Consider the following 22,192-nt stretch of genomic DNA (forward strand, 5'->3'; position numbering starts at 1 on the left):
CACGCATACGAAAGCGGCTGGGCCGCGGAAATCCCGCGGCCCAGCCGGTGTTGCTCGCGTCGTGCGCCGCTACAGCTCCCGGAGGGCGGGCAGCAGCTGCTTCTCGGCCCAGTCGAAGAAGGGCTCCTGGTGTTCCCCGCCGATCTGGACCAGGGCCACGTCCGTGAAGCCCGCCTCGACGAACGGGCGGAGCTTCTCCGTGAACTCCCCGACGTCATTCCCGCACGGGAGGGACGCGGCCACGTCCTCGGGCCGTACGTACTGCGTGGCGCCCTCGAAGGAGGCCGGGCCCGGCAGCTCGGAGTTGACCTTCCAGCCGCCGCCGAACCAGCGGAACTGGTCATGGGCCCGGGCGATCGCCGCGTCCCGGTCGGTGTCGTACGCGATCGGCAGCTGGCCGATGCGCGGCTTGCCCTCGCCACCGTGCCGCTCGAAGGCATCCACCAGCTCGGGCTTCGGCTCGGTGGCGATCAGCATGTCCGCCTGCTGCCCGGCCAGCCTGCAGGACACCTCGCCGGACGCGGCGAGCCCGATGGGCGGCGCCTCGTCGGGCAGGTCCCACAGCTTGGCGGAGTCGACGTCGAAGTGCGTGCCCCGGTGGTTGACGTAGCCGCCCTTGAACAGTGCGCGGATGATCTCCACGGCCTCCTCCAGCATCTCCTGCCGGATGTCGGCCGCCGGCCAGCCGCTGCCCACCACGTGTTCGTTGAGGTTCTCGCCGGACCCCAGCCCGAGCCGGAACCGGCCCTCGGACAGCAGCTGCAGCGTGGCGGCCTTCTGCGCCACCACCGCCGGGTGGTAGCGGACACTCGGGCAGGTCACGAACGTCGTCAGCGGGATCCGCGACGTGGCCTGCGCGGCCGCCCCGAGCACACTCCAGGCGTAGGGGGAGTGCCCCTGGGACTCCAGCCACGGAAAGTAGTGGTCGGACGTCACCGAGAAGTCGAAACCGACCTGCTCGGCCCGGACCACGTCCTCCACGAGCTGACGCGGTCCGGCTTGCTCGGTCATCATCGTGTATCCCCATCGCATGGCTCACGGGTACCGGTTTGCCCCGCTTTCAAACCCGTCTCCCGGGGATGAACGCCCGGCCCCGGCACCCGGGCCCGGATAACCATTTTTCGCGGTGTGCGATGGCGTGCCAGGGTCGGACGATGAGTGCTTCCCGATGCGATCTGCTGCGCTGGCAGTTCGACCTGACCTGGTCGCTCTTCGACTACCACCTGGAGCGGCTGGAGCCGGGGGACTTCCTCTGGGAACCTACGGCCCACTGCTGGACGATGCGCCAGGCCGCCGACGGCACCTGGGTGCCGGACTGGGCCGACACCGAGCCCGACCCCGTGCCGGTGCCCACGATCGGCTGGGTGAGCTGGCACATCGGCTGGTGGTGGAGCGTGACCATCGACCACGCCCGGGGGCGGGTGCCCCGGGAGCGCACGGAGATCGTATGGCCGGGGGGCGGGAAGGCGGCCATCGAGTGGCTGCGGGGCCTGCGCGACGACTGGCTGGCGGTGCTGGACGGGCTCGGTGACGCCGAGCTGGACGCCACCGCCCCGTTCCCCTGGCACCACGATCCGCGGCACACCGTCGCCCACATGGTCGCCTGGGTGAACGCCGAACTCATGAAGAACGCCACCGAGATCGGCCAGCTCCGCCTGCTGCGGGCCGCGTCATGAGCCCGTAGCGCCCGCGCCGCCGGTCAGCCGTCGTCCCCCAGGGTGCCGCCGCCGGAGTTCCTGCGGCCGCGCTTGGACTGACTGCGCACCACCTCACCCATGCCCAAGGTCACGCTGGACACCGCGCGCACCCAGCGCGGCCCGCCCCGCGCCGCCCACACGACGCAGACACACCCTCCGGCGACGAGCACCAGGACGACGGCCAATGCGAGCACGATCACGCTCCACCCCTCCTTCTGTTGTGGTGCGCGCATCTTCTCAGCCCGAGGATGAGCCCATCGCAATTGGCATGTGTGCTGTTCGGCACGCTGCCGTATGCGCTCAGCCCCAACCGTCGAGGGACACCTCCGCGCCACCGCTGAGGTACTGGGCGAGGGCGCTGCCGGTTGTCGATACGAACGCGTCCGGAATGGCGTCGGTGTCCACCCAGCGCACCTGAGCATGCTTTCCGGGCTCTGCGTTGATCGGTTCACCGGTCCATTCGTGGCTGGCAAAGACAACGGTGAGGAAGCCGCCTGGGGCTTCGACGCCCCAGGCGCCGTGAATGATGTGGGCGACGCGGAGCGACTTGGGGTCGACCACCAGGCCGGTTTCTTCGCGTAGCTCCCGGACGGCGGTTTCCGTGATGGGCTCGCCCGGGTCGCTTTTGCCTACCGGGAGGTCCCACATGCCCTGCGCGAACTTGGCGTTGGGCCCACGCTGGAGAAGGACAACTCTGCCCCTTTCCTTGTCATGGACGATCACACCAGCTACCAGGAGCGTCATCGATTCGGTGGCGGGCTTGAGCGCTCGGGGCTTGTCGCCGGCGTTCTGTTCGGCCATGGCGGTCCCTTCGTCGGCAGGGTTGTTTTGCATGCTAGAGCAGGGTCTCCTGAGCACGCCGGGCCAGATCCGCCGCGCCGGGGACCTTGCGTCGCTGGTACACGGCGAGCGCGGGGCGAATGGAGCGGATGGCTTTGCGGGTGCGGTCGGACGTCATACCGTCCATGAGTGCCAGGGCTTGGGACCAGGCCGCTACGGCTTCATCCGCGCGGACCTGGGCGGCAAGACTGTCGCCGAGGTCGGCGTATGTGAGCGCATGGACACGCTTGTACTTGTGCGGATCCCAGCAGAGAAGGGCCGCGCGATGCTGCTGCTCGGTTCCCTGGTGGTCGCCGAGGTCGGTGAGTGTGCGGGCGGTATGGCTTGCGACAGTGCCTGATGCGGGGCCGCTGACCAGGGAGAAGCTGGGCTGGGGCCCGTCGCTGCGGGTGAGTGCGTTCTCAGCGGCCAGGAGCGCCTTGGCAGCGGAGGGATGCGGGCCGACGGCGGCGTAGGCGCGGGCGCGGGTGATGTGTAGCAGGGCCTCGGTCTGACCGTCTACGTGACCGAGCCCGCGCCCCAGAGCTGCTTCGATGAGATCGACGCAGTACTGAGGTTGTTTGAGAGAGCGCTTGGTGGGCCAGGGCTCGCATCATCCAGGCGGCGTGACCGTGTGGGTCCGCCTCGCAGGCCAGTTGGTAGCCGACGAGGTAGTAGCGCTGTGCTGCTCCTTCGTGGCCGAGGTCGTGGTGTTTCCATCCAGCCAGGTAGGCGAGTTCGGCCACGGCACCGAAAGCAGCCTGGCGGACGGCTTCGTTGGGGAAGCGCCCGGCGAGCATGGGAGCGGCGGTGTCGGCAAGGTACGCGGCGACGGTCGTAAGCCCGTGACCTCCGCCGAGGCGTTCGTCTGCCGCGCTGAAAGCAGCGGTGACCGCACGGACGACGTTGACCTCTTCGCTTCCGATACCGGCCCCGGGAGTACGGGCGCGGAGCATGCGGGAGACCGCCTCGTGGTCGTACGTCAGTGGCATCGCCACATGGCCGACGGTGAAGGTGGCCACGGTGAGGAAGTGCCGCCTTTCGACGTCCAAACGGCCGAGGCCAGAGGCTGTGGCAGCGGGATCACTGCCCAGTGGCGAGGTGCTTTCGTCACTGGACGATGATCGGTTTGGAGGGACTGCGGCGACCGGTCGATGTGGTCATCGACAGTGTCGGCGGCCACCAGTTGGTCGCGGCGTGGAATCTGCTCGCTCCCGGGGGCAGTGTGCAGAGCGTCGGCTGGACGTCCGGTGAGCCAGCGGTCTTTCCCCCGTATGCGACCGTCGGCCCGGCCAAGTCGCTGACGTCCTTCGTCATCGAGGGCGATACCGGCCCGGACCTGGCCGTTCTCACCGAGCTCGCCGCTAAGGGGTCCCTCACGGTCGAGATCGGCTGGCGGGGCCCCTGGGACCGCTTCGCTGAAGCCGCCGAGGCCCTTCGCGGGCGCCGGGTCTCCGGCAAAGCGGTTCTGCGGGTCGCACGCGGTGACTCCGCACATGATCGTCCGGGCCGGGCCCAGGCCGTGTTTGAGGTAGCGGGTCAGTCTTGGGCGGATAGCTCTTGGACCAGTTCCATACAGCGCAGGCGGGCTGGGGAGAAGTCGTAGGGCATCTTGCCGGTGGCTTCGAACACGCTCATGGAGTCAGCCTCCCGCCTGCCAGAGCTGAGGTCGGCCTCGTCCTCGCCGTCATCGGCGGTTGCAGGGTGCAATGTGTCCCAGGCGTCGCAGAGGGCATCGTCGTCCTTGCCCAGGCCGGACTCCTCGATGACGGCCTGCAGGGCGCATTCGAAGGCGTGCCGCTCGACGGCCACTTGAGTCACCCGTGGATCATCGACGGCGACGCTGTCATCGAGTGCCTCCTCGGCGTCATCGATGCGGTCGGAATCCTCCCGCAGAGTGGGATGCGTGGCCAGGACGACGAAGCGGGTGGCCTGGACGGCCGCGCCGAGCGGGCCGAAGATCCGCTCAGTGACCAGCAGACTGTCCAAGTCCGCCTGACGCAGGGAGCCCTCGGGCAGGCTCTTGAGGCGTTCGGTGACGAAGTCGGAGAGCAGGCCCATCCGGCTGCCTTCGGTGCGCATCCGCTGCACGGCGGTCCGTTGCCGCCGCACTTCCGCCTCCTGCTCGGCGAGGGTTTCCTCCAACCGCTCCAGGATGCCCGCGATACCGTCTTCGCTGTCCGCACCGGCGGAAGCCATGCCGGTGGTGAAGGCGTCACGGATGTCGTCCAGGGCGATCCCGGCGTCGGCCATTTTGCGGATCCACAGTAGGCGGATCATGTCCTCGTATCCGTAGCGGCGGCGGTCATCGCCGCCCCGCTCAGGCTCGGGGAGCAGGCCGATCGCGTGGTAATGGCGAATCGCCCGTGGCGTGCTGCCGGCGAAGGCCGCCGCGTCACCGATCTTGACCTGGCGGGGTGGCATGAAAGACGCATGCATGAGCAGGGACCTTTCCTCAAGGGATCGGGACGTGAGTCCACCGGACCACATGCCGCTACGGAAGGTGCAACCCCATACACACCGCCCCGCGCCAGGAAATGCGCCCCTGCTGGGGCCTCCGCACGACGGCAGGCTGAGGGCTCACAGCCACTGATGAATCGCCGCCACCTGAACCGTCGCCTCGAACCGAACCGCAAGTTTGTCAAACCGGGGCGCCACGGCCCGGTGTTGCTTGAGACGGCTGATCCGGCATTCGACCGCGTGCCGGGCCTTGCAGTCCTCGCGGTCGAAGAAGGGCGGACGGCCACCGCCACGTCCGCGGCGCCTGCGGGTGCGGACCTGATCGGCCGGCTCAGGCATTGTGCACCTGATGCCACGTCTGCGCAGGTAGGCGCGATTCGCGCGCGAAGCGTACGCCTTATCGCCTCGCACCCGCAGCGGGCGGCCCACACGCCCCGACGCTGCCGTCTCCGGAACAGTCCATACACCGTCTGCCACGGTCCGTACTCGAACGGCAGGTCCCAAAAGATCCCCTCGCCCCACATCTTGATCGCGCACAGTAATCCGAACCTGAAACACGCCCTAGCCGCCGAGCCTGGCGGAGATGAGAGGGGCCAGGCGGGTGGTGATGGTGCGGTGGCCCTGGTCGTTCGGGTGGACGGAGTCGGAGAGGTCTCCGGCGGCCAGCCAGCCGGTGGTGTCGATGTACGAAGCCCTGGCGTCGGCGAAGGCGGTGACGGCGGCCTTGGTCTCGGTGCCGAAGCGGCCGCTGAAGGTGCGCAGGGCGAAGATCCAGGCGCCCGGGTAGGCGGTGCGGACCTTGCGCAGGAGGCTGGTGTACGACGCCTGGAACTGCGCCGAACTCACGCCGCGCCCCACGTCGTTGGTGCCGAGGTTGATGACGACGGCGTTGGCCTGGTAGCGGGAGAAGTCCCAGGCGGGCGTGGCGGCGTTGGGGTTGAGCTTGGTGAACTGCTGCTCCAGGCTCATCCGGTCGTCCGCCGTGTCGACGAGCGCGGCGCCGCCCTGGGCGATCTGGGTGTGGTCGGCACCGAGGCGTTCGCCGATGAGCCAGCCGTAGGCGGTGCGGGCGTTCTGGGAGGTGGTGGTGCCGACGGTGATGGAGTCGCCGACGAACTCGATCAGCTTCTTCGGGGCGGGCGGGGCGAAGGTGGTGGCGCCGCTGTCGAGGGTCAGGCCCTGGAAGACCGCGTCACCGTGGTAACTGCCCGCGATGACTTGGTAGTTGACCTGGAGGGTGTGGTTTCCGGCGGCGAGCGGGGTGGGGGTGAGGTTCACCGTGCCCTTGGCCTCGTCGTAGAAGGTGGCGGGGCCGCCGTCGATGCTGGCCCACAGGTCGATGGCGCCCCGTTGATTGAGCTTGACGGTGCGGCCGGTGAAGCCGGTGCGGAAGTAGGCGCCCGCCCAGTACGGGGTGTAGGCGGTGGCGGAGGTCGTGGTGTCCCAGCGGCCGCTGAGCTTGATGTTGGGGTCGCCCGGCCGGCCCGGGGCGGCGGCGGACTTCATGGCGGCCGTGCCCAGTTTGGCGCTGATGACGGGGGCCAGGCGGTTCGCGAACTTGGTGTGGCCGGCCTCGTTGGGGTGGCCGTTGCCGTCCTCGTAGTCGGTGCCGTCGGTGAGCCAGCCGCTGGTGTCCACGTACGTCACCTTCGCGTCCCCCGCGCCGTTGCGCGCGCTCACGGCCGCCTTGGTCTCCGCCAGGTACCGCTTCTTGAGGGTCTGGACGGCGAAGAGGGCCGCGTTCGGGTACTTCGCGCGGATGTCGCGGAGGAGGGTGGTGTACGCCGACTGGAACTCGGGCCCGGTGACGCCGTGCCCGATGTCGTTGGTGCCGAGGTTGATGACGACGGCGTTCGCCTGGTAGCGGGAGAAGTCCCAGTTCTGGTCGCCGGTGGAGGCCGTCTTGAAGAACTGGCCGGCCAGGCCCACGCAGCCGCTCTTGGCGACCAGGCAGTAGCCCGCGCGGGCGATCTGGGTGTGGCGCATGCCGAGCTGTTCGCCGGTCTTCCAGCCGTACGAGTCGAGCGCGAGCCGGTCGGTGAGGGCGCCGGCGGTGATGGAGTCGCCGACGAACTCGATGAGCTTGCCGGGCACGCGCGGGGTGGTGGTGCCCGCACCCGCGTCGAGTACCAGGCCCTGGAAGACGGTGTCACCGGAGCGGTAGGACACGCGGAGGGTGTGGGTGCCCTGGGGGAGTGGCTTCGGGGTGAGGTCGACGGTGCCCTTGACGCCCGCGTAGAAGACGTCGGCGCCGCCGTCGACGCTGGCGTAGAAGTTCACCGCGTTCCGGGCCTTGACCTTGACCGTGGTCCCGGTGAACGCGGTCTGGAGGTAGCCGCCGGTCCAGTTGGGGACGGCGGCGGTGGCGGAGCCGAGGTCCCAGCGGCCGGTGTAGACGATGTTCGGGTCGGTCACCGAGCCGTTCCCCAGGGCCTTCGCGGGGGTGGCCCGGGCCGCGTGGGCGGCGGTGGCGCTCAGGCTCAGCCCCAGGAAGAGTAGCGACGCGGTCATGACAACTGCTAAGAGTCTTCGCATCGGAGGGGGTCCTCTCGCGGCGGGCGTGGGGGGTGCCGCCTGGGAGCGCTCCCAGGCGCGGGGTGCGGTCACGATGGAAGCGTTGAATCGGTTCAACGTCAAGGTGAAGCGCACAACCCGGCCCGGACCGCCCTCTCGGCGGCCCGGCCCGGGCTGACGGCTTGACGTCCGGCCGGGCGGACTACCAGCGCGGAATGGCCGGGGTCGTCCACTCCGGGTCGGCGACGCGCATCGCGGCGGCGTCGTCGCGGTCCCGCATCGTGCCGTCGTCGTCCAGCCAGCGCTGGTGCAGTACGGCGAGCCGGTCACGGTCGAGGTCGACGCCGAGCCCGGGGGCGTCGGACACGTCGAGACGGCCGTCGCGGAAGGTGAGGCGCTGGGTGATCACGTCCTCGGTCTGCCACGGGTAGTGGCTGTCGCACGCGTAGTCCAGGTTGGGCACGGTGGCCGCGACATGCGTCATGGCCGCCAGGCTGATGCCCAGGTGGGTGTTGGAGTGCATGGACAGGCCGACGCCGAAGGTGCGGCAGATGGCGGCCAGCTCGCGGGTGTTGCGCAGCCCGCCCCAGTAGTGGTGGTCGGAGAGGACGACCTGCACCGCGCCCTTGGTGAACGCCTCCCGGATCTCCCCGAAGGTGGTCACGCACATGTTGGTGGCCAGCGGGACGCCGGCGGATTCGGCGACCTCGGCCATCCCGGGCGTACCGCTGGTCGGGTCCTCCAGGTACTCCAGGACGTCCCGCAGCTCCTCCGCCACGTGCAGCGACGTGGGCACGGACCAGGCGCCGTTCGGGTCCAGGCGCAACGGCTGACCGGGGAAGCGCTCGGCCAGGGCGCGGATCGCGGCGATCTCCTGGTCGGGTTCGAAGACGCCGCCCTTGAGCTTGAAGGAGGTGAAGCCGTAGTCGCGGGCGAAGCGCTCGGCCTGCGCCACGACCCCGGCCGGATCGACCGCCGCTTCCCAGTCGTCCGCCTCGGCGGCGACGCCGTCCGGGTGCTCGGCCCAGCGGTAGAAGAGGTACGCGCTGTACTCGACGCGGTCGCGGACCTTGCCGCCCAGCAGCGCGTGCACCGGCAGCCCGGCCGCCTTGCCCCAGGCGTCGAGGCACGCCACCTCGAAGCCGGAGAGGATCGACAGCCGCAGCTTGTCCGCCGTCTGGACGCCGCGCAAGCCACCGACGTCGACGGAGTTCTCGACCCGGGAGGAGTCCACCGCGACCTCGTTGGCCAGGGTGAAGAGCCCGTTCAGGTCGGTGACGCTGTGCCCGGGGAGCTTCTCGGCCAGCGGGCGGGCGAGGTCGAGGTACTTGGTGTCGCCGTACGTCTCGCCGATGCCGGTCGTCCCGCCCTCGGTGACCACCTCGATGATCAGCCGGGGGGTGTAGGGCTGGTGGACGCCCTGGGTGTTCAGCAGCGGCGGGTCGGCGACGAGGATGGGCGTCAGCCGCACCTCGGCGATGGCCAGATCCTGCGCTTGCGACGTCTGCGTCATCGTGCGGCTCCCACGAGGTCGAGTCCGGTGGTCAGAAGGGCTTCGAGGTCGGCCAGATCGTCCTGGCCGGGGTCGGTGAGCGGTGCGCGCACCGGGCCGACCGGCCGCCCGCGCAGCCGCGCCGCGGCCTTGACCAGCGAAACGGCGTAGCCGGGGACGCGGTCGCGCAGCTCGACCAGGGGTACGTAGAAGTCACGCAACAGCCGCTCCACCGTAGCGTCGTCGCCGTCGCGCTGGGCGGTGAAGAAGGCGTTCGCGATCTCGGGGGCGAAGGCGTGCACGGCCGAGGAGTACGCGGTGATGCCGATGCTGGCGTACGGGCGGGCCTGGACCTCGGCGGTCGCGGCGCCGTTGAAGAACAGGAAGTCGTCCGGCGCGGCCAGCTTCAGGCGCTGCAGCCGGTCCAGGTCGCTGTGCCCGTCCTTGAGTCCGATGACGCCCGGGATCCGGACCAGCTCGCGCAGACTGTCCATGGTGAAGGCGACCTGGTCGCGCTGGTACGCGATCAGCGGGAGCCGGGTGCGGGCGGCGATCTGCCGGATCTGCTCGACCAGCCCCGACTGCGGGCCCTTCACCAGGTAGTGCGGCAGGACGAGCGCGGCGTCCGCGCCCGCCTCCTCCGCGATCCGGGCGAACCGGGCCGCCTGCGCCCAGCCGTAGCCGATCCCCGCCACGACCGGCAGCCGGCCGCCGGCCTCGCGGACGGCCGCGGTGATGACCTCGCGGTACTCGTCCTCGTCCAGGGAGAAGAACTCCCCCGTACCGCACGCCGGGAAGATCGCGCCCGGGCCGGTCTCGATCTGCGCCGCGAGGTAGTCGCGGAACGCGGGCAGGTCGAGCGCGGTCGCGCCGTCGCCCTGGCCCCCCTTGGTGTCGGTGAAGCTGGTCAGCGGGAACGAGAGCACGCCGCTCGCCATCCCGTCGCGCAGCCGGGCCGCCGTCGTCGCCGCATCGGCCGTGAGGGCCGTCATCACTCGTCTCCCTATGTAGATGACGTCTACGTATGAAGATAGAGATTAGGAATGTGCACGCGGGGGCGTCAATAGGTGGGACTTCGCTGCCGTGGTCCGGATTACGATGCGGCCCATGGCGGAAACCGGTGGCGTACGCGAAGTGAAGTCGGCGGGCCGCACCGTGCAGCTCCTCGAACTGCTCGCGGCCCGCGGCGACCAGCCCGCCCGGCTGCGGGAGCTGGCCGAGGAGCTGCACGTGCCGCGCAGCAGCATGTACGCGCTGCTGCAGACCTTGATCGACCGCGGGTGGGTGCGCACCGACGTCACCGGCTCGCTGTACGGCATCGGCATCCGGGCCCTGCTGACGGGCACCAGCTACCTCGACAGCGACCCGCGGGTGCGGGCCGCGCGGCCCTACCTGGACGAGGCGTCCGACGCGCTCGGCGAGACCATCCACTTCGCCCGGCTGGACGACGGCGATGTCGTCTACCTCGCCACCCGCGAGTCGCACGAATACCTGCGGCCCTTCAGCCGGGTGGGCCGCCGCCTCCCCGCGTACGTCGGCGCCCTCGGCAAGGCGCTGCTCGCGGAGCGCCCCGACGACGGACTCCCGCTGCCGGAAGGGCCCTTGGAGCCGCTGACCCCCCGTACCCACCGGGACCGGGCCTCCCTGGTCGCCGACCTGGCCCGCACCCGCGAACGCGGCTACGCGGTGGACCGCGAGGAGGGTGTCACCGGCATCGTGGGCTTCGGCTTCGCCCTGCGGTACGACGCGCCCGCGGTGGACGCCATCAGCTGCTCGGTGCCGACGGCGCGGCTGACGGAGGGCCGGGAGGAGCGGATCGTGGCGGTGATGCGGGAGATCCGGGAGAAGATCGAAGCGGTGGTGCCTAGGGCGGGCGGGGCGGCGACGCAGTGGCGGTAGGGGGTGTGTTCCCCCACCCCGCCCCTTCCCGGAACCGGGGGCAGGCCCCCGGCCCCCCGTTCCGGAGCCGGGGCCCGGCTCCGGGTCCAGCCGGGTTCCCGGGCTCGGTCTGGGTCTCGGCTCGGGGCCCAGCCGGGCCCCGGCTTCGGCTCGGGCCTCGGGCTCCCGCCGCCCGGCCGTGCCCGGCCCGGCTCCGGGGTTCCCGGCAGCGCTCGCCATGGACCGAGGCGCCCGCCCTCGCACCCTGCCCGGGTCGTGGCGTTCGCCTGCGGCGTGGGCTCAGGGATGGCGGCGTTTCAGCATGTCGGCGGCCTTTTCGCCGATCATCATCGTGGTGATGCACGGGTTGACGGCCACCAGGTGCGGCATCGCCGAGCCGTCGGCGACGCGTAGGCCCGTCACGCCCTTGACCCGGAGCTGTGGGTCGAGCGGGGCGGCCGGGTCGTCGGGGGCGCCCATTCTCACCGTGCAGGACGGGTGGTAGACGGTGTTGTGGGTGTCGCGGACGTACGCGAACAGGTCGTCGTCGGTGTCCGTGTCGGGGCCCGGGGCGAGTTCGGCGCCCGCCCACAGGGCCAGCGCGGGGCGGGCGACGATGTCGCGGGCCAGGCGGAGGCCGTGGATCATCACGCGGATGTCGTGGTCGTGGGTGAAGTAGCGGGGGTCGACCCTCGGCTTGTCGCGGAAGTCGCGGGTGCGCAGCCGTACGGTGCCGGTGGAGCGGGCGCGGGTGACATTGGGCGTGAGGCAGAAGGCGTTCTCGGACGTCGGATAGCCGTGGCGGTAGGTGTTCATGTCGAACGGCACCGAGCCGTAGTGGAACATCAGGTCGGGCCGGTCGAGATCGGGTTCGGTGGCGGCGAAGATGCCGATCTCCCACCACTGGGTGGAGTCGCGGACCATGGGCTGTTCGGCGTTCCACATGATGACGCCCTCGGGGTGGTCCTGAAGGTTCTCGCCGACACCGGGGGAGTCCACGATCACCTCCACGCCCGTCTCGCGCAGATGGTCCGCGGGCCCGATACCGGACAGCATCAGCAGCTTCGGGGTGTCGATGGCGCCGCAGGAGACGACGACCTCGCGCCGCGCGTGCACGGTGTGGGTGTGAATCAGGTCGGGCGCGAGGTAGTCGACGCCGATGCAGCGCCGGTCCGCGTCCAGCAGCAGCCGCTTGGCCTGCAGCCCGGTGCGTACGGACAGATTGGGGCGGCCGGACATCACCGGGTGGAGGTAGGCGACGGAGGCGGAGCAGCGGGTGCCGTCCTCGCGCGCGTTGATCTGGAACCAGTGGGCGCCGCGTACGACCGTCCGGCCGGTGTTGAAGGGGGTGAGGGGGATGCCCGCCTCCTCGCAGGCCGCCAGCAGCGCCCGGCCGCACGGGTCGTGGGGCGGCACGGTGCGCAGGGTGACCGGGCCGCCGCGGCCGTGGTGGTCCCCGGGCGCGTCGTTGTTCTCCAGCCGCCGGAACAGCGGGTACGTCTCCTCGGCGCTCCACCCCGTACAGCCGCCCGCGGCCCACTCGTCCAGGTCCTCGGCCGGGGCCCAGAAGGCGATGCAGGAGTTGTGGGAGGAGCAGCCGCCCAGCACCCGGGCGCGGGCGTGGCGCAGGAAGCTGTTGCCCTTCTTCTGCGGCTCGACGGGATAGTCCCAGTCGTAGCCGGACTCCAGCAGCGCCATCCACCGGTCCAGCCGCAGGATGCTGTCGTCGCCGACGTCGGAGGGGCCCGCCTCCAGGAGGCACACGGACACCGACGGGTCCTCGCTCAGCCGGGCCGCGACGACCGACCCGGCCGTACCGCCGCCCACCACCACGTAGTCGAACTCGTCCACGGGCCTGTCCTCCCTCACGGAGTCACGGGGTCACGGGGTCACGGAGTCACGGGGTGGTCGGGGCGGCGGCGTGCTCGGCGAGTACGCCGGTGTGTCTGCGCTGCACGAACCAGTAGTAGGCGAAGCCGCCGAGCGCGACCACGCCGATGAACAGGACCGCACCCCAGCGCAGGTACCAGTGCTGCGGCCCGGTCGCGTTGTAGACCTCGGCGCGCGGCCAGGCGAGGTTGACGGACATCGCGAGGCCCCACAGCACGGCCAGCGCGTTGACCGGCGCGCCGAGGAGGCCCAGCGAGAAGCGGCCGGTGGCGGGGCGCCACTGTCCCCGCAGCCGCCGCACCAGCATGGGCAGGGTGACCAGCAGATAAGCCACGTAGATCATGATGATCGCGATGCTGGTGACCACCGAGAAGATCTGCGGCTGGTTGATGTTGATGACCAGGATCGCGACCGCCACCAGACCGATGAGGATGGCCGGGAGCACCGGGGTCCGGAAGCGCGGATGGACATGGGCGAGCCGGGAGCCGCCGGGCAGGTTGTTGTCCCGCGCCATGGCGAACATCAGCCGGATGCCGGCGGTGTGCACGGCCAGCGCGCACACCGTGATCGCGACGACCACGCACCACAGCATGATCTCGCCCATGGTGTGCCCGAGCGTGGACAGCACCACATACTGCAGGCCGTTCTGCGCCAGCTGTCTCGCGTGCAGGTTCTCCACCGCCATCAGGGCGAACAGCAGGATGAACCCGCCGATGAGGAACGACGCGACGAGCGCCCGCAGGATCGCGCGCGGTGCGTTGCGGCCCGGGTCCACGGACTCCTCGCCGAGCGACGACGCCGTGTCGAAGCCGTACATGACGTACGAGGAGGCCAGCGAGGCGGTCAGAAACGCGCCGAAGTAGCCCAGCGACTGCCCCTCGCCGCGGCCCAAGGTGTCCGTCACGACGGACGGGCCACGGGTGAGGTGCGCGGCCAGCAGCAGGATCAGCACGATGGCGGCGATCAGCTCGATGGCCACACCGGCCGAGTTGATACGGGCCATCAGCTTCACCCCGAAGCCGTTCACCAGGGTGGTGAACAGCACCAGGATCGAGCCGAGCACGACCGCGTTGGCCGCCCGTTCCGTGCCGCTGCCACCGTCGCCGATGAACTGGAACCACGAGGAGATCTGCGGCAGCGTGATCTGGTACGCGAGCGCCACCGCCGCCAGCGACACCATCGAGGCGGTCATCATCATCCAGCCGCCCAGCCAGCCGGCATGCGGGCCGCCCAGCAGCTTGGACCAGTTGTAGACCGACCCCGCCACCGGATAGCGCCCCGCCAGCTCGCAGAAACACAAAGCCACCATCAGCTGGCCGAGGAACACCATCGGCCACGACCACCAGTACGCCGGGCCGCCGTGGGTCACGCCGAAGTAGAACAGCTGGAAGGTGCCGGTGAGGATGGAGATGTAGCTGATCCCGGCCGCGAAGGTGTGGAAGTTGCCCAGCGTGCGCTTGAGTTCCGGCCGGTAGCCGAGTTCCGCGAGCGAATCGTCGTCGTGTGCCGCGGCCTTGCGGGGGCCGGGCCCGGGTGGCTCGGTGGGGTCGGCTGACGTCATCCGAACCACCGCTGCGGGCGGGGCGCGGTGTTGCGCCAGATGTGCTTGGTCTCCTGGTACTCGTGCAGCCCCGCCGGGCCCAGCTCACGGCCGATGCCCGACTGCTTCATCCCTCCCCACTCGGCCTGTGGGACGTACGGATGGAAATCGTTGATCCAGACCGTTCCGGCGCGCAGCCGCGACGCCACCCGGTGCGCCTTCTCCGCGTCCTGCGTCCACACCGCGCCCGCCAGGCCGTACACCGTGTCATTGGCGAGCGCCAGTGCCTCCTCCTCGTCCCGGAACCGCTCCACCGTGAGCACCGGGCCGAACGACTCCTCCTGCACCACCCTCATGTCCGGCGTGCAGTCGTCCAGCACCGTCGGCAGGTAGTAGTGGCCGCCCGCGAGGGACGGCTCGTCGGGCGGCGCCCCGCCGCAGCGCAGCACCGCGCCCTCGTCGATCCCCGCCGCCACGTACGAGGCCACCTTGTCGCGGTGCGCGGCCGAGATCAGCGGGCCGGTACGGGCGTCCTCGTCGAACGGGCCACCGAGCCGGATCGCCCGGGCGCGGGCCACCGCCTCGTCCACGAACGTGTCGTGCAACTGCTCCTGCACCAGCAGCCGGGCACCCGCCGAACACACCTGCCCCGAGTGCAGGAACGCCGCCGTCAGCGCGTAGTCCACTGCCGTGTCGAAATCGGAGTCGGTGAAGACGATGTTCGGGTTCTTGCCGCCCAGCTCCAGGGCGATCTTCTTGACCGTGGGCGCGGCCGCCGCCATGATCCACCGCCCGGTCACCACGCCGCCGGTGAAGGACACCATGTCCACCCGCTCGTCCGTGACCAGCGGCGCGCCCGCCGTCGACCCGGCCCCCAGGACGAGATTCGCCGCGCCCGGTGGCACCCCCGCCTCGGTGAGCAGCCGCAGCAGCCCGATCGCGGTGTGCGGGGTCAGCTCGCTGGGCTTGAGGACGAACGTGTTCCCGGCGGCCAGCGCGGGCGCCACCTTCCACGCCGTCTGCAGCAGCGGATAATTCCACGGCGTGATCAGGGCACACACCCCGACCGGTTCCCGCACCACCCGGCTGTCGATCTCCGGACTGCCCGTGTCCAGCACCCGGTCCGCGCCACCGGCGGCGGCCAGATGGCCGAAGTAGCGGAAGCACCCGGCGATGTCGTCCAGGTCGTACTCGCTCTCCGCCAGCCGTTTCCCGGTGTCCAGGGACTCGGCCCGGGCGAGGTCGCTCTTGTCGCGCTCCAGCAGATCCGCGACGCGCAGCAGCAGCCGCCCCCGCTCCGCGGCCGCGGTGCCCGGCCACGGCCCGCGGTCGAACGCGTCCCGGGCCGCCGCGACCGCCGCGGCCACGTCCTTCGGCCCGGCCTCGTCCACCGCCGCCACCAGGGACGCGTCCGCCGGGCAGCGGATCTCCCGCGTCTGTCCGTCGAGGGCGGCGGTCCACTGTCCGCCGATGAACAGCTCCGGCATGTTTCCCCCTATGTATTGGGGTTGCCATGTATTGGGGTTGCCCGACGGCCCACACACCGAGCGTAAGGGCCACCGGGCGGCCCCGCACGGCGTGCGGACACCGATTGACCTCCGGCGGGTGCTCTGTCCTGGTGCCAGGACCCTGGCTCAGCCGGGTGCTCCAGGGCGCGCCTGCCGATCGCCACCGCTGCGCGTGATGGCGAGTGGTCTTCCTGTTCTTGCTGGTGAGGGGCTTCTGCCCGGGGCCCGTCGCCGGCCTGGGACATCGCCCGCTACGGCCTCGCCGCCGGGTACATCGACGAGACGTCCGACTGCCGTGGTCGGGGGGGCCGGCTTGACCTTGACGCCGGGGCAACCCTCCATCCTTCTGGCAGGAGCTTCCCCGCAGCCGGCTGGAACAGCTCCACAGAGGAGGCAGACGACCATGAGTGCGCCGATGCGGAAGGCGGGAGACCCGCCCATGACGGCCCAGTCGATCGCCGGCCCGGCGATTCGCGTGCAGGGCCTGGAGAAGTCGTACGGGAAGCTGGAAGTGCTGCGCGGCGTGGACTTCGACGTGGCGCGGGGCAGCGTCTTCGCCCTGCTCGGCGCCAACGGGTCGGGCAAGACCACGACCGTGAGGATCCTCGCCACGCTCCTGAAGCCCGACGCGGGGACGGCCGGCGTCAACGGCTTCGACGTCGCCGCGCAACCGGCGAACGTGCGGGAGTCCATCAGCCTCACCGGACAGTTCGCCGCCGTCGACGACATCCTCAGCGGTCGGGAGAACCTCGTTCTGGTCGCAAAGCTGCGGCACCTCAAGGAACCGGGCGCGATCGCGGATGACCTGCTGAGGCGTTTCTCGCTGGCCGACGCGGGCGCACGCAGGGTGTCGACGTATTCGGGTGGCATGCGCCGCCGCCTGGACATCGCGATGAGCCTCATCGGGAATTCGCCGGTGATCTTCCTGGACGAGCCGACCGCCGGGCTCGACCCCGAGGCGCGCATCGAGGTGTGGCAGACGGTCAAAAGGCTCGCCGGGTACGGCACCACGGTGCTGCTCACCACGCAGTACCTGGACGAGGCCGAGCAGCTCGCCGACCGGATCGCGATCCTTCACCAGGGCCGGGTCACCGTGAACGGCACCCTCGCCGAGCTCAAGCAACTCCTCCCGCCCGCCACCGTCGAGTACGTCGAGAAGCAGCCGACCCTGGAGGAGATCTTCCTCGCGGTCATCGGCGCCGACGACGAGAGCGACGCCACGGCCCGAACACCTAGGGAACAAGGATGACCACCTACTTCTTCGGCGACACCGGCGTGCTCGCGGGACGGACCCTGCGCCATGTCACCCGCAGCATGGACACCATCATCACGACCGTCATCACGCCAATCGCCATGATGCTCATGTTCGTCTACGTATTCGGCGGCGCGATCGACACCGGGCCGGGTTCGTATGTGAACTACATGCTGCCCGGCATCCTGCTCATCACGATCGCGTCGGGCATCGCCTACACCGCGCTCCGGCTCTTCACGGACATGAAGAGCGGGATCTTCGAGCGATTCCAGTCCATGCCGATCGCACGGTCGGGCGTGCTGTGGGCGCACGTGCTGACCTCGCTGGTCGCCAACCTGATCTCGCTCGTGATCGTCGTGGGCGTCGCTCTGCTCATGGGATTCCGCTCGGGGGCGGGAGTGCCGGCCTGGCTCGCGGTCGCCGGCATCCTGCTCCTGTTCACCCTGGCGTTGACATGGATCGCTGTGATCGCCGGTCTCTCCGCGAAGTCGGCGGAAGGCGGGGGCGCGTTCTCCTACCCGCTCATCTTCCTGCCGTTCCTCAGCTCGGCGTTCGTGCCCACGGAGACCATGCCCGACCCGGTGCGATGGTTCGCCGAGAACCAGCCGGTGACGTCGATCGTCAACACGATCCGCGACCTGTTCGCCCAGCAGCCGGTCGGCGACGACATCTGGACCGCCCTCGCGTGGTGCGTCGGCATCCTCGTCGTGGCGTACGGCTTCGCGATGGTCGCCTATCGCCGGAAGATTGTCTGAGGCAGTCTGAAACCCATGCTCACCATCAGTCAGTTGGCGGCGTACGCCGGGGTGACGGTGCGGGCGGTACGCCACTACCACAACATCGGGCTGCTGCCGGAGCCCGAGCGCGACCGCTCCGGATACCGGACCTACAACGCCGCCGCGGTCGTGCGACTGATCCGGATCCACACCCTGACCGATGCCGGCGTGCCGCTGGCCCGGGTGCAGGAACTGCTCGACGCCGGCCCGGAGGAGTTCGCCGACGGCGTCCAGGAGATCGACAAGGAACTGCGCGCCGAGATCCGGCGGCTGCAGGGCACCCGCAAACGGCTCGCCAGGCTCGCCGCCGGAGAGCACCTGGCGCTCCCGCGGAGCGTCGTGGACTACCTCGACCGGGTGCGCGGTCTCGGCGTCGAGGAGCAGTACATCGAGATGGAGAGGGATGCCTGGATCATGGTCGCCGCCCAGGTGCCGCACCTGATCGACGCCGTGATCGCCCAAAAGCACGAGCAGCTGGACGACCCCGACATCGTGAAGCTCTACGGCCTTCTCCGCGGCGCGCTCATCCGGTCGGCCGACGATCCGCGGGTCGTCGAGATCGCCGACATCCTGGAACGCCTGATGATTCGCGCCGCGGAGGCCGGCGAATTGGGGGCCGAGGTCTTCGACGACCGGTTCGCCGACCTGCTGGACTCGACCATGGTCGAGTCCTCACCGGGCGCCGAGCGGGTCGTGGCGATCCTGGAGGAGCGGGGCTGGAGGGGCTGGACCCGCATCGAGCGAGTGCCTGCCGACAGGCTCAACGCTCGAACCGGATCCACCGAGAAGCACGCAGCAGCGGTGCCGCCGTCACCGAACTGCCCCTGTCGTCAAACGATCGAATGACGCCACCCACCGTGTTTATCCCAAGCGGGTCTCGACCGGTTCGGGGAGGGGCAGGGTGGGGAGACGACCCGGCGGCGGCGCGTGGCGGGGGGCGGGGAGAATCCTCGGCATGGTGTACGACCCCGACGCGCCCCGCGTCCTCGCCGACGAACTGATCGCCGCCCTCGACCCCTTGCCCTTTCCGCGGCGCATGCGGGAGCTGGCCGTGCGGGTGCGGGCGGCCAGTACGCGGGGGCAACTGGCCGGACTGGTCGAGGAGTTGGCCGCGCGTGGGGCGTACGAGCGGCGGCTGGCCGCCGCCGCGGCCGCGATCGGCGGGCGCACCGGCCATCTGGAGACGCTGCTCACCGACCCCGACCCCCTGGTGCGGTGCCACGCGCTGCGGGCCCGGGTCGGGGACGAGGCGCTGGAGGCGGCGTTCGAGGACGCGCCCGCCGCCGTACGGCGCCAGCTCATCCGGGCCGTCGTCGCCCAGCACCGCACCGCGCTCGCCGACCGGCTCGTCGAGCCGCTGCGGGAGCGCTGGGGCGATGCCGAGGCGGCGCGGCTGCTGCCCGGGTGCGGGGCGGACACCGTCGCAACGCTGCTGCCCGCGCTGTTCCACGCCGTCGGCAGCTGGCGGCCCCTCACCGCGCGCCACCCCGCCGCCGTCCTGGACGAGGCCGAGCGGCAGCTGACCGCGCTGCCCGCGGCGCTGCGCGCCGACTGGTGGCTGCGGTACGCGCCCGGCGTGGCGCTCGCCGCCCGCGCCGAACCGCACCGCGTGCTGGACCTGCTGGAGCGGCGGTGCCACAGCCCGCTGCCGCCACCGCTGCGGCACCGGCTGGGCACGCTGGTGGCCGCCGACCCCGGCCGTACGCTCGATCTGCTGCTCACCCCCGAGCACACGCACCTGCTGCGCGGCCGGGGACTGGAGCGGTCCGTGCTGCGCCGTCTCGTGACGGCCGACCCGCCCGAACTCGACGCGCTCGGCCGGGCCCTGGCGCACGACGCCGAGGCCCTGGCGCGGCTGCTGGCCGCACTGCCGCCCGCCCGCCGCGCCGCCTTCTTCGACGCCGCCACCGCCGAACGCGACCCCGCCCACGCCGTCCTGGCACCCGCCGTCCTCGACGCGCTGCCGCGCCCGCGCCGCCAGGCGGAGGCGCGCCGGATGGCCGGGCAGGCGCGCGAGCGCGGCGCGCACTGGACCACGGTCCTCGAAGCGGTCGCGTATCTGCCGGTCGAGGAGGCCCACGACGAGCTGCTGGCGGCCACCCGCCGCGCCGACGCGGACGACCGCGCCACCGCCTACCCGCTGCTGATCCGCAACGCCGCCCGGTCCGGTGACCCGGACGCCGTCACCGCGCTGCTGCGGCAGCTGGAACGGCTGCGCAACGAACAGGACCCGGTGCGCCACGCCGCCCTCGACGCGCTCGCCGCGACCCCGCCCGCCCTGTTCACCGACGACGCCGCCGAACCCCTGGACCGGGTCGCCACCGACGCCATCGAGGCCCGCGACTCCTCCACCGGCACCCGCCGGGCGCTGCGCCGCCTCGCCGTCGCCCTGCTGCGCGAACACGCCGTCACCGGGCGGCGCGAACTGCTCGGCTGGGGCTTGCGCACCATCACCCGGCTCGCGGGCAGCGTCGGCGCCGCCGACCTCGGCCGCCTCGACCACCAGCTGCGGCGCGGCCAGGAACACACCGTCTTCGAGGCGCTGCGCCCCTGGCTGGAGGCGGGCGCCGAACGCGTCGACCACGAGCTGACCTTCGCCCTCGCCCGCTCCCTCGGACGGCGCGCCCACACCCTGCCCGAGCTGCAGGAACTGCTGTGGCAGGCCATCGCGTTCGGCCGCGGCGCCACCGCCCGCACCGCGATCGCCCTGTGGCTGGAGCCGCCCCGCGAACGGGACGACCGAGTGGCCGATCTCCTCGCCCAGGAGCCCTCGGCCGCCGTCCTGCCGCCCGTCCTGGCCGTGCTGACCCGGCGCCGCACCGACCTGCTCGACCTCGCCCTCGGCGACACCCCGCCCTACGGCCGCTTCCTCACCCACGGCACCCGCTGGACGCCACCCACCGGCCGCGACACCGCCCGCTGGCTGCCCCGCCAGCAGGCAGCCGCCGCCCGCCTGCTGGCCAGCGCCGCCGCCGACACCACCCTCCCGGCGGCCGAGCGCGCCTCCGCGATCGCCCGCGCCGCGCCGCTCGACGAGGGCACGCCGCTGGTCAGGACGTGGGCCACCGCCGAGGACGTGGTGCTCGCCGAGGCCGCCCTCGCCGCCCTGCCCCGGACCCGCCTCCCCGGCGACGCCCTGCCCGTGCTGCTCGCCCACGCGGGCGGCGACCGCGCGCGGGTGGCGGTGTACGCGGCGGCCAGGGCCGCCCGGTATGTCGCGCCGTCCCGGCTGGACGCGCTCATACGCGGCGTCCTCGCACCCGACGGCGTCGCCACCGCCGTACCGACCGTCCCGGCCAAGGTCACCAGCCGCAAGGAGGCCGCCCGGCTCGCCGCCACCCACCTCCCCGCCTCCGACGCGGCCACCCTCCTCGCCGACGCCCAGGGGCTCCCCGGCCAGCACCCCGACGTCCAGGCCGTCTGCGTCCGCTTCGCCGCCCGGCTGCTCGGCACCAAACGCGCCTGGGAACTGCTGACGGCCGCCGCCGGCGGGCGCCGCGAACTGCGCCACGCCGTCCTGCGCACCCGGCCGCTCGACCTCCCCGAACTCCACCGCGAGCGCTACGCCCAGCTCATCCGCGTCGTCTGCGACACCGAGGACCCCGAGGTGGCCGCCTCCGGCCACGCGGCGCTCGCCCGCTGGTCGCCCTGGGCACCGGACGCGGCCGCGCTGCTGGTCGTGGCCGTCACCGACCTCGGCAACCGGGCGAGCTGGCGGTCCGCCGCCGACGCCCTGCTCGCCCTCATGGCCGCCGCGCCCGACGGCACCTCCGAGGACAACCCCCTCGCCTGGGCGCTGGCCGCCCTCGTCACCGCCGACGCCCGCACCGGCATGCCCGACGCCGAAGCGGACCGCGACCGGCCCGCCCGCCAGCGCATCCGGCACCTGTCGACCCAACTCGCCCGCCGCGCACGGGTCCGGCCCCGGGAGACGCGGCGCCACGCGCTCGGCGCCGCCGAACTCCTCGCCGGATACGAGACGTTCGTCCCCGAGGCCGCCCAAGTGCTCGTCCAGGCCCTCGACCTGGACGCCCGCCCCTCGGCGCTGACCGCCGCGCTCGCCCGCCTCGCCCGGCTGCACACCTCCCGCCCCGCGCTCGCCGCCCGCACCGCCGACATCCTGCGGGACCGGCTCGGCGCCGCCTCGCGGCCGGGCGGCGGCGAAGCGCTGCTGCGCGCCGCGTGGCAGCTGGAGGAGGACGGCGGCCACGCCGCCGGGCTCTTCGCCGCGGTCCTCACGGGCGTCGGCGGCCCCCGTACGGAATGGGCGGAGCCCTGGCGGGAGCGGGTGCGCGAGCTGCGGCGGCATCCGCACCCGGATGTGCGGGACGCGGCGCTGCGGCTGACGACGGCGGGAGAGTAGGTC

At 71.6% G+C, this 22,192-nt stretch carries 18 protein-coding genes and 1 pseudogene; 7 read left to right on the forward strand and 12 right to left on the reverse strand.

Features of this window, described 5'->3' with window-relative positions; genetic code table 11:
* Positions 1-69 precede the first annotated feature (69 nt).
* Positions 70-1,032 (reverse strand): TIGR03557 family F420-dependent LLM class oxidoreductase, encoded by a 963-nt coding sequence (locus ACFZCY_RS20525; protein WP_391174850.1) that lies wholly within the window; start codon positions 1,030-1,032, stop codon positions 70-72.
* A gap of 122 nt (positions 1,033-1,154) precedes the next feature.
* Between ACFZCY_RS20525 and ACFZCY_RS20530 the strand changes: the two genes are divergently transcribed.
* Positions 1,155-1,676, forward strand: coding sequence for a DinB family protein (locus tag ACFZCY_RS20530; protein ID WP_391174853.1), 522 nt, complete (start codon positions 1,155-1,157; stop codon positions 1,674-1,676).
* Positions 1,677-1,699: 23 nt separating this feature from the next.
* Here the strand turns inward: ACFZCY_RS20530 and ACFZCY_RS20535 are convergent, their stop codons facing one another.
* From ACFZCY_RS20535 to ACFZCY_RS20545, 3 genes and pseudogenes are all read right to left on the reverse strand, one after another.
* Positions 1,700-1,894 (reverse strand): hypothetical protein, encoded by a 195-nt coding sequence (locus ACFZCY_RS20535; protein ID WP_391175925.1) that lies wholly within the window; start codon positions 1,892-1,894, stop codon positions 1,700-1,702.
* A 103-nt stretch (positions 1,895-1,997) separates the two neighbouring features.
* A complete protein-coding gene (locus tag ACFZCY_RS20540) occupies positions 1,998-2,531 on the reverse strand; it encodes an NUDIX domain-containing protein (protein ID WP_391174855.1) in 534 nt (177 codons plus the stop codon).
* A 1-nt stretch (position 2,532) separates the two neighbouring features.
* A pseudogene (locus tag ACFZCY_RS20545) lies at positions 2,533-3,613 on the reverse strand (tetratricopeptide repeat protein); the annotation flags it as partial.
* Between the two features lie 23 nt (positions 3,614-3,636).
* On the opposite strand from ACFZCY_RS20545, the gene ACFZCY_RS20550 reads away from it, so the two are divergent.
* A complete protein-coding gene (locus tag ACFZCY_RS20550; protein ID WP_391174857.1) occupies positions 3,637-4,122 on the forward strand; it encodes a zinc-binding dehydrogenase in 486 nt (161 codons plus the stop codon).
* Here the strand turns inward: ACFZCY_RS20550 and ACFZCY_RS20555 are convergent.
* The 5 genes from ACFZCY_RS20555 to ACFZCY_RS20575 all read right to left on the reverse strand — a co-directional run bounded on the left by ACFZCY_RS20555 (position 4,056) and on the right by ACFZCY_RS20575 (position 9,974).
* A complete protein-coding gene (locus ACFZCY_RS20555; RefSeq protein ID WP_391174861.1) occupies positions 4,056-4,955 on the reverse strand; it encodes a MerR family transcriptional regulator in 900 nt (299 codons plus the stop codon). The genes ACFZCY_RS20550 and ACFZCY_RS20555 overlap by 67 nt on opposite strands.
* A 141-nt stretch (positions 4,956-5,096) precedes the next feature.
* Positions 5,097-5,315, reverse strand: a complete 219-nt coding sequence (locus ACFZCY_RS20560) for a hypothetical protein (protein WP_391174865.1) — start codon at positions 5,313-5,315, stop codon at positions 5,097-5,099.
* Between the two features lie 222 nt (positions 5,316-5,537).
* The gene (locus ACFZCY_RS20565; protein WP_391174867.1) at positions 5,538-7,487 is read right to left on the reverse strand and encodes a GDSL-type esterase/lipase family protein; all 1,950 of its coding nucleotides are present in this window, start codon (positions 7,485-7,487) and stop codon (positions 5,538-5,540) included.
* Between the two features lie 205 nt (positions 7,488-7,692).
* The gene (locus ACFZCY_RS20570; protein WP_391174870.1) at positions 7,693-9,003 is read right to left on the reverse strand and encodes an enolase C-terminal domain-like protein; all 1,311 of its coding nucleotides are present in this window, start codon (positions 9,001-9,003) and stop codon (positions 7,693-7,695) included.
* Positions 9,000-9,974: a 5-dehydro-4-deoxyglucarate dehydratase gene (locus ACFZCY_RS20575; protein WP_391174873.1), complete on the reverse strand. Its 975-nt coding sequence runs from the start codon at positions 9,972-9,974 to the stop codon at positions 9,000-9,002. The genes ACFZCY_RS20570 and ACFZCY_RS20575 overlap by 4 nt, the downstream gene beginning before the upstream one ends.
* Positions 9,975-10,089: 115 nt before the next feature.
* Here ACFZCY_RS20575 and ACFZCY_RS20580 point away from each other — a divergent pair, with 115 nt between their 5' ends.
* The gene (locus tag ACFZCY_RS20580; protein ID WP_391174877.1) at positions 10,090-10,881 is read left to right on the forward strand and encodes an IclR family transcriptional regulator C-terminal domain-containing protein; all 792 of its coding nucleotides are present in this window, start codon (positions 10,090-10,092) and stop codon (positions 10,879-10,881) included.
* Between the two features lie 279 nt (positions 10,882-11,160).
* Here ACFZCY_RS20580 and ACFZCY_RS20585 read toward each other — a convergent pair whose 3' ends face one another.
* The 3 genes from ACFZCY_RS20585 to ACFZCY_RS20595 are packed head-to-tail and all read right to left on the reverse strand — an operon-like array spanning position 11,161 to position 15,777.
* Positions 11,161-12,711 (reverse strand): GMC family oxidoreductase N-terminal domain-containing protein, encoded by a 1,551-nt coding sequence (locus tag ACFZCY_RS20585; protein ID WP_391174880.1) that lies wholly within the window; start codon positions 12,709-12,711, stop codon positions 11,161-11,163.
* A 46-nt stretch (positions 12,712-12,757) separates the two neighbouring features.
* Positions 12,758-14,311, reverse strand: coding sequence for an amino acid permease (locus ACFZCY_RS20590; protein ID WP_391174883.1), 1,554 nt, complete (start codon positions 14,309-14,311; stop codon positions 12,758-12,760).
* Positions 14,308-15,777, reverse strand: coding sequence for an aldehyde dehydrogenase family protein (locus tag ACFZCY_RS20595; RefSeq protein ID WP_391174886.1), 1,470 nt, complete (start codon positions 15,775-15,777; stop codon positions 14,308-14,310). The genes ACFZCY_RS20590 and ACFZCY_RS20595 overlap by 4 nt, the downstream gene beginning before the upstream one ends.
* 460 nt (positions 15,778-16,237) lie before the next feature.
* On the opposite strand from ACFZCY_RS20595, the gene ACFZCY_RS20600 reads away from it, so the two are divergent.
* The 4 genes from ACFZCY_RS20600 to ACFZCY_RS20615 all read left to right on the forward strand — a co-directional run bounded on the left by ACFZCY_RS20600 (position 16,238) and on the right by ACFZCY_RS20615 (position 22,189).
* Positions 16,238-17,047 carry an ATP-binding cassette domain-containing protein gene (locus ACFZCY_RS20600; protein ID WP_391175927.1) on the forward strand — a complete coding sequence of 270 codons (810 nt, stop codon included), beginning with the start codon at positions 16,238-16,240 and terminating at the stop codon, positions 17,045-17,047.
* Positions 17,044-17,805, forward strand: a complete 762-nt coding sequence (locus ACFZCY_RS20605; protein WP_391174889.1) for an ABC transporter permease — start codon at positions 17,044-17,046, stop codon at positions 17,803-17,805. The genes ACFZCY_RS20600 and ACFZCY_RS20605 overlap by 4 nt, the downstream gene beginning before the upstream one ends.
* 15 nt (positions 17,806-17,820) lie before the next feature.
* Positions 17,821-18,672, forward strand: coding sequence for a MerR family transcriptional regulator (locus ACFZCY_RS20610; RefSeq protein ID WP_391174891.1), 852 nt, complete (start codon positions 17,821-17,823; stop codon positions 18,670-18,672).
* A 109-nt stretch (positions 18,673-18,781) separates the two neighbouring features.
* Entirely contained in the window at positions 18,782-22,189 is a 3,408-nt protein-coding gene (locus ACFZCY_RS20615) for a hypothetical protein (RefSeq protein WP_391174895.1), read from the forward strand.
* The last annotated feature ends 3 nt before the right edge of the window (positions 22,190-22,192 follow it).

The organism is Streptomyces sp. NPDC007983 (assembly GCF_042958345.1).
Taxonomy (GTDB): Bacteria; Actinomycetota; Actinomycetes; order Streptomycetales; family Streptomycetaceae; genus Streptomyces.

Coding starts and splice junctions, on each gene's coding strand:
- ACFZCY_RS20525 (WP_391174850.1), bottom strand. CDS start 1,032: ATGCGATGGGGATACACGATGATGACCGAGCAAGCCGGACCGCGTCAG.
- ACFZCY_RS20530 (WP_391174853.1), top strand. CDS start 1,155: ATGAGTGCTTCCCGATGCGATCTGCTGCGCTGGCAGTTCGACCTGACC.
- ACFZCY_RS20540 (WP_391174855.1), bottom strand. CDS start 2,531: ATGCAAAACAACCCTGCCGACGAAGGGACCGCCATGGCCGAACAGAAC.
- ACFZCY_RS20550 (WP_391174857.1), top strand. CDS start 3,637: ATGATCGGTTTGGAGGGACTGCGGCGACCGGTCGATGTGGTCATCGAC.
- ACFZCY_RS20555 (WP_391174861.1), bottom strand. CDS start 4,955: ATGCATGCGTCTTTCATGCCACCCCGCCAGGTCAAGATCGGTGACGCG.
- ACFZCY_RS20560 (WP_391174865.1), bottom strand. CDS start 5,315: ATGCCTGAGCCGGCCGATCAGGTCCGCACCCGCAGGCGCCGCGGACGT.
- ACFZCY_RS20565 (WP_391174867.1), bottom strand. CDS start 7,487: ATGACCGCGTCGCTACTCTTCCTGGGGCTGAGCCTGAGCGCCACCGCC.
- ACFZCY_RS20570 (WP_391174870.1), bottom strand. CDS start 9,003: ATGACGCAGACGTCGCAAGCGCAGGATCTGGCCATCGCCGAGGTGCGG.
- ACFZCY_RS20575 (WP_391174873.1), bottom strand. CDS start 9,974: ATGACGGCCCTCACGGCCGATGCGGCGACGACGGCGGCCCGGCTGCGC.
- ACFZCY_RS20580 (WP_391174877.1), top strand. CDS start 10,090: ATGGCGGAAACCGGTGGCGTACGCGAAGTGAAGTCGGCGGGCCGCACC.
- ACFZCY_RS20590 (WP_391174883.1), bottom strand. CDS start 14,311: ATGACGTCAGCCGACCCCACCGAGCCACCCGGGCCCGGCCCCCGCAAG.
- ACFZCY_RS20595 (WP_391174886.1), bottom strand. CDS start 15,777: ATGCCGGAGCTGTTCATCGGCGGACAGTGGACCGCCGCCCTCGACGGA.
- ACFZCY_RS20600 (WP_391175927.1), top strand. CDS start 16,238: ATGACGGCCCAGTCGATCGCCGGCCCGGCGATTCGCGTGCAGGGCCTG.
- ACFZCY_RS20605 (WP_391174889.1), top strand. CDS start 17,044: ATGACCACCTACTTCTTCGGCGACACCGGCGTGCTCGCGGGACGGACC.
- ACFZCY_RS20610 (WP_391174891.1), top strand. CDS start 17,821: ATGCTCACCATCAGTCAGTTGGCGGCGTACGCCGGGGTGACGGTGCGG.
- ACFZCY_RS20615 (WP_391174895.1), top strand. CDS start 18,782: ATGGTGTACGACCCCGACGCGCCCCGCGTCCTCGCCGACGAACTGATC.